The 14047-nt window shown below is 61.7% G+C and carries 14 protein-coding genes; 2 read left to right on the top strand and 12 right to left on the bottom strand.

What is annotated here, in order from left to right:
• The first annotated feature begins 43 nt into the window (after positions 1 to 43).
• Positions 44 to 1225 (top strand): ectoine hydrolase DoeA, encoded by a 1182-nt coding sequence (doeA, locus tag WNY61_RS01775; protein WP_342849735.1) that lies wholly within the window; start codon positions 44 to 46, stop codon positions 1223 to 1225.
• Entirely contained in the window at positions 1222 to 2211 is a 990-nt protein-coding gene (gene doeB, locus WNY61_RS01770) for a N(2)-acetyl-L-2,4-diaminobutanoate deacetylase DoeB (RefSeq protein ID WP_342849734.1), read from the top strand. Before doeA ends, doeB begins: the two co-directional genes overlap by 4 nt.
• A gap of 15 nt (positions 2212 to 2226) precedes the next feature.
• Here doeB and WNY61_RS01765 read toward each other — a convergent pair whose 3' ends face one another.
• From WNY61_RS01765 to WNY61_RS01710, 12 genes are all read right to left on the bottom strand, one after another.
• Positions 2227 to 3186: a dipeptide ABC transporter ATP-binding protein gene (locus WNY61_RS01765; RefSeq protein WP_342849733.1), complete on the bottom strand. Its 960-nt coding sequence runs from the start codon at positions 3184 to 3186 to the stop codon at positions 2227 to 2229.
• Positions 3183 to 4160 (bottom strand): ABC transporter ATP-binding protein, encoded by a 978-nt coding sequence (locus WNY61_RS01760; RefSeq protein ID WP_342849732.1) that lies wholly within the window; start codon positions 4158 to 4160, stop codon positions 3183 to 3185. The genes WNY61_RS01765 and WNY61_RS01760 overlap by 4 nt, the downstream gene beginning before the upstream one ends.
• Positions 4161 to 4163: 3 nt before the next feature.
• The gene (locus tag WNY61_RS01755; RefSeq protein WP_342849731.1) at positions 4164 to 5069 is read right to left on the bottom strand and encodes an ABC transporter permease subunit; all 906 of its coding nucleotides are present in this window, start codon (positions 5067 to 5069) and stop codon (positions 4164 to 4166) included.
• Complete coding sequence (locus tag WNY61_RS01750; protein WP_342849730.1) at positions 5069 to 6076, bottom strand: ABC transporter permease subunit; 1008 nt, start codon at positions 6074 to 6076, stop codon at positions 5069 to 5071. Before WNY61_RS01750 ends, WNY61_RS01755 begins: the two co-directional genes overlap by 1 nt.
• Positions 6070 to 7179 (bottom strand): Xaa-Pro peptidase family protein, encoded by a 1110-nt coding sequence (locus WNY61_RS01745; protein ID WP_342849729.1) that lies wholly within the window; start codon positions 7177 to 7179, stop codon positions 6070 to 6072. The genes WNY61_RS01750 and WNY61_RS01745 overlap by 7 nt, the downstream gene beginning before the upstream one ends.
• Before the next feature lie 78 nt (positions 7180 to 7257).
• Positions 7258 to 8850, bottom strand: coding sequence for an ABC transporter substrate-binding protein (locus WNY61_RS01740; RefSeq protein WP_342849728.1), 1593 nt, complete (start codon positions 8848 to 8850; stop codon positions 7258 to 7260).
• 64 nt (positions 8851 to 8914) lie between these two features.
• Positions 8915 to 9505 (bottom strand): XRE family transcriptional regulator, encoded by a 591-nt coding sequence (locus tag WNY61_RS01735; protein WP_342849989.1) that lies wholly within the window; start codon positions 9503 to 9505, stop codon positions 8915 to 8917.
• A gap of 201 nt (positions 9506 to 9706) precedes the next feature.
• Positions 9707 to 10513 (bottom strand): metallophosphoesterase, encoded by an 807-nt coding sequence (locus tag WNY61_RS01730; RefSeq protein ID WP_342849727.1) that lies wholly within the window; start codon positions 10511 to 10513, stop codon positions 9707 to 9709.
• On the bottom strand, positions 10510 to 11298 hold the full coding sequence (locus tag WNY61_RS01725) for an ATP-binding cassette domain-containing protein (RefSeq protein WP_342849726.1): 789 nt from the start codon (positions 11296 to 11298) through the stop codon (positions 10510 to 10512). The genes WNY61_RS01730 and WNY61_RS01725 overlap by 4 nt, the downstream gene beginning before the upstream one ends.
• Entirely contained in the window at positions 11291 to 12265 is a 975-nt protein-coding gene (locus WNY61_RS01720; RefSeq protein ID WP_342849725.1) for an ABC transporter ATP-binding protein, read from the bottom strand. Before WNY61_RS01720 ends, WNY61_RS01725 begins: the two co-directional genes overlap by 8 nt.
• Positions 12262 to 13080, bottom strand: a complete 819-nt coding sequence (locus WNY61_RS01715; RefSeq protein ID WP_342849724.1) for an ABC transporter permease — start codon at positions 13078 to 13080, stop codon at positions 12262 to 12264. The genes WNY61_RS01720 and WNY61_RS01715 overlap by 4 nt, the downstream gene beginning before the upstream one ends.
• Positions 13077 to 14021 (bottom strand): ABC transporter permease, encoded by a 945-nt coding sequence (locus WNY61_RS01710; protein WP_342849722.1) that lies wholly within the window; start codon positions 14019 to 14021, stop codon positions 13077 to 13079. Before WNY61_RS01710 ends, WNY61_RS01715 begins: the two co-directional genes overlap by 4 nt.
• Positions 14022 to 14047: the final 26 nt, after the last annotated feature.

The raw sequence follows: 14047 nt of genomic DNA, 5'->3' as shown, positions 1-14047 counted from the left end.
GGATCGCAATATTCGGGTAACCAGACATGAAAGGGGCTGGCCAATGACCACGTATGAGGCGAATTTTACCAACAGCGAGTACCAGCGCCGGGTTGACCGAACGCGAAAGGTCATGGCCGCGCGCAACATGGATGCGATCGTGGTCAGCGACCCGTCGAATATGTCGTGGCTGTCGGGCTATGATGGCTGGTCGTTCTACGTCTACCAAGCGGTGATCGTGACACATGAGGGCGAGCCCGTCTGGTGGGGCCGCGGCATGGATGCGCTCGGCGCCCGGCGGACGGTCTTCATGGAGGATGACTGCATTCGTGGCTACGACGACAGCTACGTCCAGAACCCCGAGAAGCATCCGATGGAAGACCTCTCAAGCCTCTTGAGCGAAATGGGCCTCGAGAACGCGCGCATCGGCGTGGAGATGGACAACTACTATTACTCCGCCCGCGCCCACGACACGCTAAAGACCAAACTGCCCAAGGCGACCTTCATGGACGCCACGGCATTGGTGAACTGGGAACGCGCCGTGAAATCCGAGCGCGAGATCGAATATATGGAGCGCGCCGCGCGGATCGTCGAAGAGATGCACGTCCGCATCCTCGAAGTCGCCGTGCCGGGGATGCGCAAGAACGATCTGGTCGCCGAAATCTACGCCACCGGCATTCGCGGCGCGCAGGGCTTCTGGGGCGACTATCCGGCCATCGTGCCCATGGCCCCCTCCGGCATGGACGCCACCGCCCCGCATCTGACGTGGGACGACCGGCCCATGCAGCCCAATGAAGCGACCTTCTTTGAGATCGCAGGTGCCCACCGGCGTTATCAGTGCCCGCAATCGCGCACGCTGTTTTTCGGGGATGTCCCGCAAAAATACCGCGACGCCGAACAGGCGGTGCTAGAGGCCATCGACGCGGGGCTGGAACAGGCCAAGCCGGGCAATAAGGCCGAGGACATCGCCAATGCATTCAACAAGACGCTCAACAAGGCCGGGTTTGAGAAGGACAGCCGCTGCGGCTATGCCATCGGCATCAGCTATCCCCCCGACTGGGGCGAGCGCACGATCTCTTTCCGCCGGGGCGATACGACGATCCTTGAGCCGAACATGACCTTCCATTTCATGCCCGCGCTCTGGCTGGATGATGGCGGGCTCGAAATCACCGAGCCGATCCGCATCACCGAGACCGGCCATGAATGTTTCTGCACCACACCGCGAAAGTTGTTTGTTTCCGCATGATTAAATCCCCCATCACCCCGACCATCCCGCTTGACCAACCCGGCGCGCACCACGGTTTCTTGCGCCTGCCCTACAGCCGCGATGACAGCGCGTGGGGGTCGGTTATGATTCCGATCACCGTCATCAATGGCGGCGACGGGCCGACCGCGCTATTCTCGGGCGGCAACCATGGCGATGAATACGAAGGGCCGATTGCTTTGCAAGAATTCGCCGCGACGCTGGACCCGGCAGAGGTATCGGGCCGCGTCATCATCTTGCCGATGATGAACCAACCCGCCTTTGCCGCTGGCCGCCGCTGTTCGCCCATCGACGGCGGCAATATGAACCGCAGTTTTCCGGGCCGCCCCGATGGCACGGTGACCCAAAAGATCGCGCATTACATTGCGACTGAATTGGTGCCGCTTGCGGATGTGGTACTTGATTTCCATTCCGGCGGGCGCACGCTTGATTTCCTGCCCTTCGCGGCCGCGCATATCCTGCCCGACAAGAAACAAGAGGCCGCCTGTATGGCCGCCATGGAGGCGTTCAACGCGCCCTATTCGATGAAGATGCTGGAGATCGACAACCGCGGCATGTTCGACACGGAAGTGGAGGAGCAGGGCAAGGTCTTTGTCACCACCGAGCTCGGCGGCGCGGGCACGTCGACGGCCAAGAGCGTTGCCGTCGCCCGCAAAGGCGCGCGCAATCTGTTGATCCATGCAGGGATTTTGGAGGGCGACCCTGAGATGGCAAAGACAGTCATGCTTGATATGCCAGACGGGCGCTGCTTCACCTTTAGCGAGACGAATGCGCTGCTAGAGCCGCTGGTCGATCTGGGGGATGAAGTGACCGAAGGCCAGCCCATCGCCCGGCTCTGGCCCAGTGACCGCAGTGGTCAGCCCGCGCTCACGGCGCATGCGCAGCTCAGCGGCATCCTGACCGCCCGGCATGTGCCGGGGCTGGTCAAGATGGGCGATTGCATCGGCGTGGTGGCGCAGGTGGTCTGACCCACCTGCAACACCTCACTCGTTAACTGGGAAGTAACAAGCCGCCGGATGGGGCGTGCCTTCGAGAACGGGCCGCTCTTTCCGGCAGACGTCCTGCACCTTCCAGCAGCGCGGGGCAAAGGGGCAGCCCTCGGGGATCGCCAGCGGCGAGGGCAATTCGCCTTGCAGCTTGATGCGTTCTTTGCCGCCTTCGGGGTCGGCACGTGGCGTCGCGGACAGCAGTGCTGCGGTGTAAGGGTGCCGCGGATTCTCAAAGACTTCGTCCTTCGGCCCCTTCTCGACCGCGCGGCCCAGATACATGACGATCACATCGTCAGCCACATGGCGCACGACAGAAAGGTCGTGGCTGATGAACAGATACGCCAGCTGCATCTTTTCCTGCAGGTCGACCAACAGGTTCAGGATCGCCGATTGGATCGACAGATCAAGCGCCGAAACCGGCTCGTCCAGCACCAGCACCTTCGGGTCCAGCATCAACGCCCGCGCCACCGCGATCCGCTGGCGTTGGCCGCCGGAGAACATATGCGGGTAGCGGTCGTAATGCTCAGGCCGCAGACCGACGAGGCGCAGCATCTCGCGCGCCTTCTCTTCACGCTCTTTCTTCGACATGTCCTTCCGGTTGATCACCAGCGGCTCTTGCAGGATCGTGCCGATCTGCTGGCGCGGGTTGAGCGAGCCGTAGGGGTCTTGAAACACGATCTGCACATGCTGGCGCAGGTCGGCCCAATCCTCAGGCCGTACCTGTTTGCCGTCGAGCGTGAGCGACCCGGCGGTCGGCTCTTCGATCATCGTGACCATGCGTGCCAGTGTGGACTTGCCGCAGCCGCTCTCGCCCACAACGGCCAGCGTCTTGCCGGGGTGCAGTTGGAAATCGAGGCCCGCGACGGCCTTGAGCGTCTGGGTCTTGCGCAGGAAGCCGCCACCAACCTGATAGTGACGCTCTAGCGCGTCGGCGGTCATTACGGGGGCAGTCATGACGCGACCCTTTCATCGGTATTCAGCGGATAGAAACAACGGGCCTTGCCCAGTTCCTCGCTCAGCGGTGGCGGGTTCTGGTTGCGGCATTTGTCATTGGCGAACTTGCAGCGCGGCGAGAACAGGCACCCGGCAGGCCGGTCGAACTGGCCTGGCACAACGCCGGGGATCGTCGGCAAGCGCTTTTCGGTGGCACGCTCCGGCAGCGCATCCAGCAACGCCGCCGTGTAAGGATGGTGCGGCTGGCGGAACAGCGGCAACACCTGCTGCTCTTCTATCTTCTGGCCCGCGTATTGCACGCTCACACGCTCGGCGGTTTCGGCGACCACACCCATGTCGTGGGTGATCAGCACCAGCCCCATGCCGGTCTCTTCGCGAAGCGAGGTCAGCAGGTCGAGGATCTGCGCCTGAATGGTCACGTCGAGCGCGGTTGTCGGCTCATCCGCGATCAGAAGCTTCGGCTTGCAGGCAATCGCCATGGCGATCATCACACGCTGGTTCATCCCGCCAGACATCTGGTGCGGGAAGACCGACAGGCGTTTTTCCGGGTCCGGGATGCCGACTTGCTCAAAGAGTTCAATCGCCCGCTTGTGCCGCTCGGCCCGGTTCATGCCAAGGTGAAAGCGCAGGGATTCCTTGATCTGCCAGCCCACCGGAAAACAGGGATTGAGCGAGGACATCGGCTCTTGGAAGATCATGGCAAGGTCATTACCGACGATCTTGCGCCGGTCCCGGTTGCTCATTTTGAGCAGATCTTTGCCGTCAAAGGTCAATTCATCAGCCGTGACAGCCGCCGTCCAAGGCAGCAGGCCCATCAGCGCCAACATCGACACCGACTTGCCCGAGCCACTTTCGCCGACAATGGCGAGGATTTCGCCCGTGTCGACATCTTGGTCAACCGAGTCCACGGCGCGGAACTTGCCCGAGGCGGTGGCGAAATCGACCGAGAGGTTGCGGATACGCAGAAGAGACATCAATCAGCTCCGCTTCAGTTTCGGATCAAGGGCGTCGCGCAGACCGTCACCCATGAGGTTGATCGCCAGCACGGTGACGAGGATCGCAAGGCCGGGGAAGGTCACGACCCACCACGCCCGCAGAATGAACTCACGCGCTTCGGCCAGCATGGTGCCCCATTCCGGCGTGGGCGGCTGCGCCCCCATGCCGAGGAAGCCAAGCGCGGCGGCATCAAGGATCGCGGTCGAAAACGACAGCGCGGCCTGCACGATGATCGGCGCAAGGCAGTTGGGCAGCACGGTCACGACCATCAGCCGCAGCGTGCCAGCACCGACAACGCGGGCCGAGGTGACGTAGTCCTTCTGCCGCTCCGACAGCACACTCGCACGGGTCAGACGCACGTAATGCGGCTGAAGCACGATGGCGATGGCGATCATCGCATTGGTCAGGGACGGCCCAAGGATGGCGACCAGCACCAGCGCCAGCAGCAGCGAGGGGAAGGCCAAGATGATGTCCATGATCCTCATGATGATCGTGTCGAGCCACTTGGGCGCAAAGCCCGAGATCAGGCCGACAATGATCCCGCCAGAGGCGGCGATAGAGACCACGACGATGCCAACAAAGAACGAATAGCGCGCACCGACAATCAGGCGCGAGAGCATGTCACGGCCCAAGGGATCGGTGCCAAGGATGTGGCTCCAAGTGCCACCGTCCTGCCAGACAGGGGGCTGCAGCGTGGCTGCGCGGAACTGTTGGGTGGCGTCATGCGGCGCGATCCATGGACCGAACAGCGCCAGAAAGGCGAAGACGGCAAAGATCCACAGGCCAATCACGGCCCCACGGTTTTCGCGGAAATAGAACCAGAATTCGCGCAGGCGCCCGGGGCGCGCGTGTACCATTTCGGCTTCGGCAGAGAGTGCGTCGTCCATTAGCGTTTCCTGATCTTGGGGTTGATGATGCCGTAAAGCATATCAACGGTGAGGTTCACGACCATGACCATGACGGCGATCAGCAGCAGGCCACCCTGCACCACCGGGTAGTCGCGGCGGAAAATGCTGTCGACCATCCACTTGCCGATGCCCGGCCAGCTAAAGATCGTCTCGGTCAGAATTGCGCCCGCCAGCAGCGTGCCGACCGACAGGCCAATCACGGTAATGACGGGGATAAGCGCGTTGCGCAGGGCGTGGATGCCGTTGATCCGGCCCGGCGACATGCCCTTGGCGCGCGCGGTGCGGATGTAGTCTTCGCCCAGCACTTCAAGCATGGCCGAGCGGGTCTGCCGCGCGATCACGGCCAGCGGGATGGTGCCCAGCACGATGGTCGGCAGCAGCAGGTGCCTCAGCGCCGAGGTAAACGCCCCGTCCTGCCCCGACGCGATACTGTCGATCAGCATGAATCCCGTCGCATTGGGGAAGTAATAAAGCAGATCAATCCGGCCCGAGACTGGCGTCCAGCCCAAATTGCCCGAGAAGACGATGATCAGCAGCAGCGCCCACCAGAAGATCGGCATTGAATAGCCCACGAGGGCGGTGGACATCAGCGCCCGATCAAAGAACTTACCCCGGTTCACGGCGGCAATCACCCCTGCAGGCAGGCCCAAGGCAACGGCAAAGATCATCGCGCAGACCGACAGTTCCAGCGTGGCTGGGAAAAGCGAGAAGAACTCATCCCAGACGGGTCGTTTGGTCACGAAAGAGTTGCCCAGATCGCCCTGTAGAACCCCGGTAAAGTACTCCCAGAACTGCACATAGATCGGGCGGTCAAAGCCGAACTGCTGTTGCAGTTCAAAGTAGCGTTCTTCTGAGATGCCCCGCTCGCCTGCCATGACGACGATAGGGTCGCCCGGCAGCATGCGGATGAAGGCAAATGATATCAGCGTGACGCCGATAAAGGTCGGGATGAAGGTCGCGAGGCGCGACAAAACATATTTCAGCACGGTAGCACCATCAGTTCCTTCGGAAAGTTGGTCAGGGATTTGTAGCCATCTTCGGTGATCAGCACGTCATCTTCGATGCGCACCCCAAAGTTGCCGATCTCATAGAGACCGGGTTCGTTGGTGTACACCGTTCCGGCGGGTAAAGTCATGTGGTTGCCGCGCATAATATAAGGCGCTTCATGCACATCGCGGCCAAGGCCGTGGCCCGTTTTGGTGCGAATGCGGTCGGCGTAGGGCGAGGCTTCGAGGACGGAGGTCACCACATCGTCGATCTCATGCGCGGTGACACCGGCGCGGGTGGCGTCCAGCCCGGCGAGGTTGGCGCGCAACACGGTGTCGTAGACCTCGCGCCCCTCATCGCTGACATGGCCAAGGAAAACGGTGCGGGTGATGTCAGCGGCAAAGCCGTTCTTGCGCGCACCGAAGTCGATCAGCAGCGCATCGCCCGCTTTGACGCGGTAATCTTCGCGCGCTTTGGCATGGGGGCGGGCTGAACCGTCCCCCGCCGCGACGATCGGCGCAAAGGACAGATCATCCGCCCCTTCGGCAAAAACCATCTGCACCAGTTTCTGTTCGATCTCTTTCTCGGTCTGGCCGAGCTTCACAGAGTCGAGCGTGGCGCGCAGGGCGCGTTCGGAAATGTTAATCGCCTCTTGCAGGGCGGCGACCTCGGCCTCGGTCTTGATCATGCGCGGGGCGGAGATTTCACGCTCGGCGTCGATGATCCGCAGGTCGGGCTGCGCTTTCTTTAGCGCGTGATGCACGAAGACGCGCATCACTTGGCCCTCAACGGCCAGCGAGGTGATGTTCAGGTGCTGCGTCAGCGCGGCGAAGGCTTCGTCATAGCCGGTTTGATCGCGCCAATCAAAAACGGCGCCGTCAAAGCCGACCAAGTCCCAGCTGCCCAACTCTAGGTTCGGCACCAGTGCGGCGGCGGGGCCGCGCGCGGGGATCACCAGAACAAAGGGGCGCTCGTGGCTCATGAAGGCATGGTCGACAGCGCGGGTGAAATTCGGGCCGGGCACCAGCGCCACGGCGTCCACCGATAGGTCAGCGGCGATATCGGCATAGGCCGACAGGCGATCATTCAGAGAATTGGACAAGGTAAGGCTTCCCGGCGGGTGAGGTTAATAAAATGGGGACGGCACAGAATGCCGCCCCCATTGATCATAGCGGCAGGGTTACTGCTTCAGGCCAACTTGGTTGAAGATGTGGCCACCCAGCGGGTGCACGACATAGCCTTCAACTTCGGGACGCATGGTCATGTAGACGACCGAATGCGCGATGGTGGCCCAAGGCGCTTGATCCTTGAAGATCTGCTGCGCTTCTTCGTACAGCGGCGCACGCTCTTCTTGGGTCGGCAGAACCTTGGCTTTCTGGATCAGCGCGTCGAATTCCTCGTTGCACCACTGGGCGCGGTTGGATTTCTCGACACCGTCACAGCCCAGCAGAACCGCGAGGAAGTTGTCTGGATCGCCGTTGTCGCCGGTCCAACCCAGCAGCACGGCACCGTCACGGTCTTTCGACTTGGAGCGCTCAAGGTACTCACCCCATTCGTAGGAGACGATTTCAACATCGACGCCAACTTTGGAGAAGTCTTCCTGCATCAGCTCGGCCATACGGCGGGCGTTGGGGTTGTAGGGACGCTGAACCGGCATCGCCCAGATCTTCATGGACAGGTCGGTGACGCCTTCTTCCTCGAGCATCGTCTTGGCGGCCTCGGGGTCATAGTTGTCGTCTTCGATGGCGTCGTTGTAGGACCACATGGTCGGCGGGATCGGGTTCTTGGCGATTTCGCCGGACCCTTGGAACACCACGTCGATGATCGCCTGCTTGTCGATCGCCATGTTCAGCGCCTTGCGGACATTGGCGTTGTCAAAAGGCGCGACCTGCGTGTTGTAAGCCAAATAGCCCACGTTCAGACCTTCCTGCTCCATCACGACGATGTCTTCGGCGTCTTTCATCGCCTGAACATCGGCAGGGTTCGGATATGCCGTCACGTGGCACTCACCCGCCTGCACCTTTTGGTAGCGGACCGAAGCGTCAGGCGTGATCGCGAAGATCAGGCTTTCAACTTTGGCCGGGTCGCCCCAGTATTCGTCGTTCCGCAGGTAACGGATGACCGCGTCTTTCTGGTAGGCTTGGAACTGGAATGGGCCAGTGCCGATAGGTGCTTGGTTCAGCATCTCGGGCGTGCCAGCTTCGAGCATCGCGTCGGCATATTCCTTAGACACGATCGAGGCGAAATCCATCGCCATGTTCGCGATGAAGGGCGCTTCGGGACGGGTCAGGTTGAAGACGACGGTGTAATCGTCAACTTTCTCGATGCTCTCGATCAGGTCGGGCATGGACATGCCGCCGTAGTATTCCCACGTGCCGCCCGAAACCTGGTTGTAGGGGTTCTCTTCATTGCCCTGACGGTCAAAGCTAAAGATCACGTCATCGGCGTTGAAGTCGCGTGTCGGCGTGAACTGGTCGTTGGAGTGGAACTTCACCCCTTCGCGCAGCTTGAAGGTCACCTTCATGCCGTCTTCGCTGACTTCCCAGCTTTCTGCCAGTGCAGGCACAACTTCGGTCGTGCCGACTTTGAACTCGGCCAGACGGTTGTAGATCGGGTGGCTGGAGGCGTCGAAGGTGGTACCAGCAGTGTAAAGCGCGGGGTCAAAACCCTCGGGCGAGCCTTCGGAGCAATAGACCAGCGATTGGGCCGAGGCGGCTGTGGCACCCAGTGCCGCCAGCATGGCGCCGGTGGCCAGTTTGGTTGTAAAAGACATAATTCTCTCTCTCCTGATTGGTTTGTTTTTTGGCAGCGGTTTGTCCGCCGCAGGTGATACGCCCTTACGGGCGAGACGACGCGAATGCGGTGGCGATTGCCCCTTCATTCGGACGTATTCTATTGGCGCCAGCGGCCTGTTCGTATTGCATCCGGCCCACCCAAAGAACGCGCGCGGGCTTGTCGGTTTTGTTGGACCAAGAATGCGGGCTGCTGCCGAGGTAATGCAGGCTGTCGCCGGGCCGCATGATATGCTCCCCCCCATCGACGACCTGCGCGATCTCTCCTTCAAGGATATAGATCACCTCTTCGCCCTCATGCACGACCTCTTCGGAGGCATAGCCCGGTGGCACGTTCATGATGTAAGACGACAGCTCATGACCGGGAAAATCCGCGCCAAGCTTTTCATATTCGATCGAAGACCCCGACACGGCAAAGCGTGGACGCTCATCCGCGCGGGTCAGGCTGTCTTGGGTCTTGGGGGTATGGATGAAAAAGCCAACTTCGACCTGAAGCGCGACCGCAATCTGCGACAGGGTACCCAACGATGGCGTGGCCAGTCCACGCTCAACTTGGCTCAGATAGCCGACCGACACGCCAGAGGCTTCGCCCAACTGCTGCAATGTCAGGGACAACCGGTGGCGCTGCTTGCGCATGCGCGCGCCAAGCGTGGATACACTATCGCCATTGGCAGTCGGCAAATTCACCCTCCCCGTGAACAGCAATCCGATCTTGCGCCGGATATCACTTTTTCTTGTACCGTTGTGTGAGATTAAAAAGGTTGAGGGTCAACAATAATTTTTTTACTGCGGCGCGGCATGAGACAAATGCTGCGGCTGCAGGCAGTGGATGTCGTTCTACTCAAAGGATTTTAGCTGGGCCTCATCAATCCGCGCCAATTCACGCGCCGTCGGGTCAAGCGGGGCGAAAGAAACGCTTAGGCCGCTTGGAAGCCAGTCACACAGCCCGAATCCGGTGCCCTCAACGATGCGCAGATCGCGCGTCTCGGTCAGATCAATGGTGGAGTGCAGCCCGTTAGAGATCACTACAGGTATGCCATGCCAATGACTGACCCGGTTCACGTGAACATGACCCGAGAGGATCCCCGCGACGCGTTGGCCTGTCAGCATTTCAGCTAATCGAGCACTGCTGGCCTCATCAAGGCTGCCCCACGCAAGCGCGCCAGGATCGATGCGGGGCGGGTGGTGGATCACCAAGAGTTTCGCCAGCTCGGGGTGACGCTGTAGCGCAGCCCCGAGGAATTCAAACTGCGCGTCATCCAGCGCTCCGGCCACCTTGCCCGGCACGCTGCTATCCAGCGTGATGACATGCAGATCGCCCTGTGGCGCATCGTGAAAATAGGGCGCATCCGCCAGCCCCGGCGCGAAGACCGCGTTGAACCCGGCGCGCTTGTCGTGATTGCCAAGCGCCATCACCAAGAGCGCGCGCAGGGTGCTAAGGATGTCGCGCACCAGTTCATAACTTTGCTGATCGCCCTGATTGGTCAGATCACCGCTGGCCACCACGAAATCGGGCTGCTTCTCCATCGCGTTGATCACTTCGACCACGCGGCGCAACGTGGCGGGCGTGTCGCTTTGCAGATGCGGATCGTTCAAATCGGGGTGCGAGATATGCAGGTCGGTCAGGTGGACAAAGCGGGTCATGGGCGTACTCCTGCGGCTTTCAGCAGGGTTTTCGTATAAGGGTGCTTAGGCGCGCGCAACACATCAACCGCCGCACCGCTCTCCAGCGTTTTGCCGTGCTGCAGCACCAGCACCCGGTCACAGATTGAGCCGACCACCGCGAGGTCATGGCTGATAAACACCATGCCAAGGCCCAGATCATCTTGCAGGTCCATCAAAAGGTTGAGGATCTGCGCTTGAACCGAGACATCAAGGGCCGAAACCGCCTCATCCGCGACCAGCAGCGCGGGGCGGGTGATGATGGCGCGGGCAATGGCGATGCGCTGACGCTGCCCGCCCGAGAACTCATGCGGATATTTGCCCGCGTCGGCAGGGTGCAGCCCGACCTGTTCCAAGGCTTCGGCTACGCGGAGGCTTATATTCTCCGTCTCGCCATTGGCGCGCAGCGGCTCTGCAATAGACCATCCAATGCGGCGGCGCGGGTTGAGCGAGCCGAAAGGGTCTTGAAATACCATCTGAAAGCCGCGTCGCAGCTTACGCAATTCCTCTGCGGTCAAGCCGTGCAGATCGCGGCCCTGAAACAGCACCTCCCCCGCGTCCGGAGCCTCAAACGCCATGATGAGCCGCGCCAAGGTCGATTTGCCCGAACCGCTTTCGCCAACCACGCCCAAGGTCTCTCCGGCGCGCAGGGAAAATGCGGCCCCCTCCAACGCCGTCAGCACGGGTGCCCGGCGCAGCAGGCTTTGCCGCGGCAGCTTGTAGCGACGGGTGAGGTTGCGGACTTCCAAAAGCGGCACGTCAGTCATGGCGTGCCTCCGTCAATAAGTGACAGGCAGCACCGCGCACCGCGTCGGTCTGCGTAAAGACCGGGCGCTGCGTGGCGCATTGGGGCAGTTCGACCGGACAGCGCCCCGAGAAACGGCAGCCTTCGGGCAGACCCTGGAGGGGCGGCACAGAGCCCGGAATGGTTGGTAGGCGCCGCCGCTTCCCATTGGCGTCCCGCCCCGCCACACTGGCATCAGGCCGCGCGCCCAGCAGACCCTTGGTATATGGATGCGCCGGGGCGGAGAGCACCTCTGCCGTCGGGCCGCGCTCCACCATATCGCCGGCATACATCACCACGATATCTTGGGTGGCACGCGCCACGGCGGCAAGGTCATGACTAATAAAAACCAGCGCCATCTCGCGCTCTCGCGCCAGCCGTTGCAGCAGATCGGTGATCCGCAACGCAACATTTGCATCCAGTGCGGTGGTTGGCTCATCCGCGATCAGCAACATCGGGTTGCAGGCCAAGGCCAGCGCGATCAGCACCCGCTGGCGCTGCCCCCCTGACATCTCATGGGGGAACTGCCGCAGCCGTTGGTCGGGGTCCGGGATACCCACCTCTTCGAACAGACTCAGCGCCCGGACCCGAGCCGCGCGGCGCGTCAGACCGTCGTGCAGCAACATCGGCTCCATCACCGTATCGCCCACGCGTCTAAGCGGGTTCAGCGCAGCCATCGGCTCTTGAAACACCATCGCCACCCGGCGGCTGCGAAGGCGCTGCCAGTCCCGCTCGGACGCGCCGGCCATGTCCTGCCCGTCAATGCTGAGCCGTCCAGTCAGGCGCGCGCTGTCGGGGGCCATGCCCATGAGGCAGAGCGCCAGAAGCGTCTTGCCAGAACCGCTTTCGCCCACAATGCCCAAACGGTCGCCCCGCTGAATTACCAGATTGGCGTCACGCAGGGCCGCTGCCTCGCCGAAATGGGCGGAGAGGTTGGCAAGCTCGATCATCGCGCCCGCACCAGTCTTGGGTCAGTGATATCACGCAGCCCATCGCCCAACAGACCGAACCCCAGTACAGCCGTTACGATACAAAGCCCCGGATAAATCGCCAATTGCGGCGCGAGATACATCAGCGTCTGTGCCTCCGACAACATCCGCCCCCAGCTCGACGCAGGCGGCTGCGCACCAAGGCCGAGGTAGCTCAGCGCCGCCTCGGCCAAAATCGCCACGGCAAACTCGATGGTGGCCTGCACGATGATTGCAGCGGCGATGTTCGGCAAGATGTGATCGCGGCTGATCGCAAAGCGGCCCCGCCCGGCAGCCCGCGCGGCGGCGACATAGTCGCGGGTCCAGATTTGATTGGCGGAGGCGCGGGTCACGCGGGCGAAGATGGGGATATTGATGAACGAGATCGCCATTACCGCGTTGGTGAGCGAAGGACCAAAAACCGCCGCAAGCATGATCGCGAACAACAGCGCCGGGAAAGCAAAGCCGAGATCGGCCAGCCGCATCACCCCGTCCTCAACCCAGCCGCCCAGCGCCGAGGCCAAGAGGCCCAGCGCTACGCCAATGCTGCCGCCCAAAAGCACTGCCACCAGCGCCACGGTCATCGAATTGCGCGCCGCCGCCATGAGTTGCGCCACAACATCACGGCCCAGTTGATCGGTGCCCAGCAAATGCACCATTGAGGGCGGCGCGAATTTGGTCGAGATCGACATGGTCTGTGGATCATGCGGGGTCCAGATGAGCGACAGGGCTGCGATGCCGACGACAAGGCTGACCAGAACCGCGCCCAGAAGAAAGTTCGCCGGAAGCCCCCTCATGCCCGCGCCTTTAGCCGTGGGTCGATCACGACATAGAGCAGGTCGACCACGAAGTTCGCCGTCACCACGATGGCCGCAAAGAGCATCACCAGCGCTTGGACGGTGGGTAGGTCTCGGTTGGCGATGGATTGAAAAATCAGCCGCCCAAGACCGGGCAGGTAAAAGACATTCTCGATCACAATCGTCCCGGTCACCAGTGCTGCAAATTGCATGCCGACGATGGTGACGATCGGCACCAGCGCATTGGGCAGCACATGCCGCCAAAGCACCCGCCGATGCGACAACCCGCTGGCCCGCGCGGTGCGCACGAAATCCTGTCGCATCACCTCCAACGCCGAAGACCGCGTGACCCGCGCCAGCACCGCTGATTGCACCAGCGCCAGCGCCACCGTTGGGAGGATCAAAGACCGGATCGCCGCGACCGGATCAGACCAGCCTGCAAATCCACCGGGCGGCAGCCAACGCAGTTTGACAGCAAAGAGCATGACCAAAAGGATCGACAGCCAAAAGGCCGGCACCGCGATGCCCAGTTGGCTGAGGAACATCACCCCCCAATCGCCCGCGCGGCGGTGCTGCGCTGCGGCGGTGATGCCAAGGCTCAGTGCCAGCACCAAGGTCACCAACATCCCCGCCACGGCGAGCGAAATGGTCATCGGCAGCCGTTCAGAGATCAATTCAGACACGGGCACGCGGAAGGAATGGCTGAGGCCGAAATCCCCCTGAACGGCATTCCAGACCCAAGATAGATAGCGCGACACTATAGGCTCGTTCAGCCCCAACTGCTCACGCAGTGCGGCCAACGCATCGTCCGAGGCATCCATCCCAAGGATCGTCAGCGCCGGATCGCCGGGAAGCACGTTCATCACGGCAAAAACCACAAGCGACACGGCCAGCAGGGTCAGCACGAAACCAAGCGTGCGTCGGAAAAGGAAATAGGCCACGGGATCAGGTCCAATGACTGCGGCAC

The organism is Sulfitobacter sp. AS92 (assembly GCF_038900015.1).
In the GTDB taxonomy this organism is placed as follows: Bacteria; Pseudomonadota; Alphaproteobacteria; order Rhodobacterales; family Rhodobacteraceae; genus Sulfitobacter.
This window is presented reverse-complemented; position numbering and strand designations above follow the sequence as displayed.